Annotated in this window: 4 protein-coding genes and 1 pseudogene; 1 reads left to right on the top strand and 4 read right to left on the bottom strand. The window is 43.9% G+C overall.

From position 1 onward, the window contains the following. Positions 1–391: pseudogene (locus B3O33_RS10105) on the bottom strand (lipopolysaccharide assembly protein LapB); the annotation flags it as partial. Positions 392–400: 9 nt separating this feature from the next. Further along, the gene (locus tag B3O33_RS10110; RefSeq protein WP_292361632.1) at positions 401–697 is read right to left on the bottom strand and encodes a LapA family protein; all 297 of its coding nucleotides are present in this window, start codon (positions 695–697) and stop codon (positions 401–403) included. Between the two features lie 152 nt (positions 698–849). Between B3O33_RS10110 and fdxA the strand changes: the two genes are divergently transcribed. Next, positions 850–1,173, top strand: coding sequence for a ferredoxin FdxA (gene fdxA, locus B3O33_RS10115; protein ID WP_069296830.1), 324 nt, complete (start codon positions 850–852; stop codon positions 1,171–1,173). A gap of 59 nt (positions 1,174–1,232) precedes the next feature. Here fdxA and rpoH read toward each other — a convergent pair whose 3' ends face one another. Next, positions 1,233–2,093 (bottom strand): RNA polymerase sigma factor RpoH, encoded by an 861-nt coding sequence (rpoH, locus tag B3O33_RS10120; protein ID WP_292361633.1) that lies wholly within the window; start codon positions 2,091–2,093, stop codon positions 1,233–1,235. Positions 2,094–2,192: 99 nt separating this feature from the next. Next, a partial coding sequence (ftsX, locus tag B3O33_RS10125; RefSeq protein WP_292363532.1) for a permease-like cell division protein FtsX occupies positions 2,193–2,978 on the bottom strand: 786 nt, incomplete at its 5' end.

The following is a 2,978-nucleotide window of genomic DNA, read 5'->3' on the forward strand; positions in this document are numbered from 1 at the left end:
AAAAAAGATGTTCTGCCCGGTCTAATACCCCGGCATGCATGTAGTCCAGACCCAATTCCACCATTGCCTGCAGTCGTTGCTCACCATGTAAGCTGGGTCTGGCAATTAAATTTTGATGAATGCGTATGGCGCGTTCGGTTTCACCGCGACGGCGAAAAAGATTCGCTAAAGCCAAATGGGTTTCAACCGTTTCACTATTGACTTCCAGTAAGCCGATAAACACATCAATTGCTTTATCAGGTTGTTCATTGAGAAGGTAATTCAACCCTTTGAAGTATTCTGGATTGAAGGTCTTAGCATGCTTTTGTGGAAGGCGTTGGTAATGTCGCCTGGCGAGGAGCCAACCTGACAATGCCGCAACCGGTAATAACAAAAATAGCCATTGCATCATCATATTGACCTAGCGACTATCACGCACAGGTAAAATACGCAGGCTGTTTAATTCTTGTTCGGCATTTTGTAATTTATTGACTAATCGATGGTTTTCATAGCGGATACGGATGGTACTGAGCGCTATAAGTGCTGCTCCAATCATCAATCCCAACAGCAATACAGCAATTAATAAAACGGCTAAAGGTAATTGCCACTGAACAAAAAACAAATCAAGCGACACGACTTGCATGTTAAATGCAGCAAATGCAGTGCTAAGTATAAAAGCACTGATAAATAAGGCGAGAATAAAAATTTTTCTTATCATCTGTTCATCCTGTTTTCAGGCGGGGAATTCGCTGGGTGAAGATGATCATACCGTAATTATCTTCATTGCCCAGAGTGTGGGTAAATCATGTAGAATATCCGACATTCTGACAGGTCTGGCCTGTAAAAAATTGTATTTGTGGAGATTTCACCATGACCTTTGTTGTCACTGAAAACTGTATTAAATGTAAATATACTGATTGTGTTGATGTCTGCCCAGTAGACTGTTTTCACGAAGGTCCTAACTTTTTGGTTATTGACCCTGATGAATGTATAGATTGCACGCTTTGTGAACCTGAATGTCCAGCAGAAGCTATTTTCTCCGAGGATGATTTGCCTGATGAACAAATGGAGTTCCTGCAGATTAATGCGGAATTATCTCAAGTCTGGCCGGTGCTTTCCGAGAAAAAAGATCCATTAGACGATGCTGAAGAGTGGGATGGAAAACCAAACAAAACGCCTTTGCTGGAACGATAAGCTCAGGTAAAAAAAAGCCCGCTTTCCATAAGGTCAGCGGGCTTTTTTATGGCAGTTGTTTAATCCATTAACAGACGAAGTTTTTTCATCGCATTATTTTCAATCTGACGAATCCGTTCAGCGGAAACCTGATATTGTTCGGCCAGTGTATGCAAGGTGGCTTTATCATCATCATGCAACCAGCGCTGACTGATAATATCGCGACTGCGATCATCGAGTGTCGCTAGCGCATTGACCAGTTTCTGCTGTTGAAAATCAGCATAATCATCCTGTTCCAGTTGTTTTGATGGATCACTGTTATCCGTTGCTTTTAAATAGGCTGCAGGTGAATAAGTTGAATCGTCATCATCACTATCTACTGGCAAATCAAACGATGTATCCGGCTGGGCCAGACGGCGTTCCATATCAATTACATTGGCTGCGGTAACACCAAGATCTTCAGCAACAGCTTCAATTTCATCCTGGTTCAACCAGCCCAGACGCTGTTTGGCGCTACGCAGATTAAAAAACAATTTTCGTTGCGCTTTGGTCGTGGCGATTTTGACGATGCGCCAGTTGCGAATCACATACTCGTGAATCTCAGCGCGAATCCAATGCACGGCAAATGAAACCAGACGCACGCCTTTTTCAGGGTCAAAGCGTTTGACCGCTTTCATCAGACCGATATTACCTTCCTGAATCAGATCGGCAACCGGCAAACCATAGCCGCTGTAGCCTTTGGCGATACGAACAACAAAGCGTAAATGCGACAGAACCAGACGTTGGGCTGCCTCAAGGTCACCATTTTGTTGTAACCGTGTTGCTAAATCGTGTTCTTCTTCAGCCGTTAAAACGGGAATTTGATGCACGAGATTGGTGTATGCATCCAGATTGCCAATCGGTGCGGTGGCAAGTTGATATTGGGCTGCATGGGTTGTCATGTATGCGTTCTCCCTAAGAAAACCTGATTCATTTTACCAAATAGAATACCAAAAACTCTCTATTAGAATGAAGTTGGGATAGAAAGTTTCATTAGCCGACTAGCTTGGCTCAATTGCATTCAAATGTCTACTGACTGCCAGCCATGCCCCCATGACGCCAAGTAATAATCCGCAGAGCGGCAGACCAAATAACATTTGACCAGCGTACCATTTTAACTGGAACTGACTGTCATATAATGCGGCCAGTTCATCAATCGGGCCGCTGATGATAAGCAGACTGATCAGTAATGTTATCCACGCCAATACGCCGCCAAGCAAGCCATACCACATACCGGTATATAAAAACGGTCGTCTGACAAAGGTATTGGTGCCGCCCACTAATTTGATAACGCGGATTTCAGTCTGACGGTTAAGAATGGCCAGCCGAATAGTATTGCCTATAACCAGAAGCACACTTAACGACAATAGAATAGCCAGTATAGTAATGCCGCGTTGGCCTGTTTCATTAATACTGCGTAAACGCTGTAGCCACTGCATATCAAGCTGAGCTAAATCCACTTCAGGTAACGCAGCCAGTCTTGCCAATAATGCCTCAGTTGCTTCCTGCTGTTGATTTTCTTCCGGTTCGATAATGATTACTGCGGGCAGTGGATTAGCAGGTAATGTATCTAACAGACTTTCCAGGCCAGATATCTCGCGAAATTCATTTAAGGACTGCTGGGCAGATTGAAAGGAAACTTCATTTATATCCGGCCAGGTCAACAGTTGTTCTGCCAATTGCTGGCCGCGTTTGTCGGCAATATCATTTTGCAGAAATAATGAAATGCGATTGGCGTGTTGCCATTCTCCGCTTACCTGTTCGACGTTTTTCAGGATGACATAGAC

Origin of the sequence: Methylophaga sp. UBA1464, from assembly GCF_002325665.1 — a bacterium.
Taxonomy (GTDB): domain Bacteria; phylum Pseudomonadota; class Gammaproteobacteria; order Nitrosococcales; family Methylophagaceae; genus Methylophaga.

Bases quoted from the DNA above. Each gene is read 5' to 3' on its own strand.
- B3O33_RS10110 (WP_292361632.1), bottom strand. From the start codon at position 697: ATGATAAGAAAAATTTTTATTCTCGCCTTATTTATCAGTGCTTTTATA.
- rpoH (WP_292361633.1), bottom strand. From the start codon at position 2,093: ATGACAACCCATGCAGCCCAATATCAACTTGCCACCGCACCGATTGGC.
- fdxA (WP_069296830.1), top strand. From the start codon at position 850: ATGACCTTTGTTGTCACTGAAAACTGTATTAAATGTAAATATACTGAT.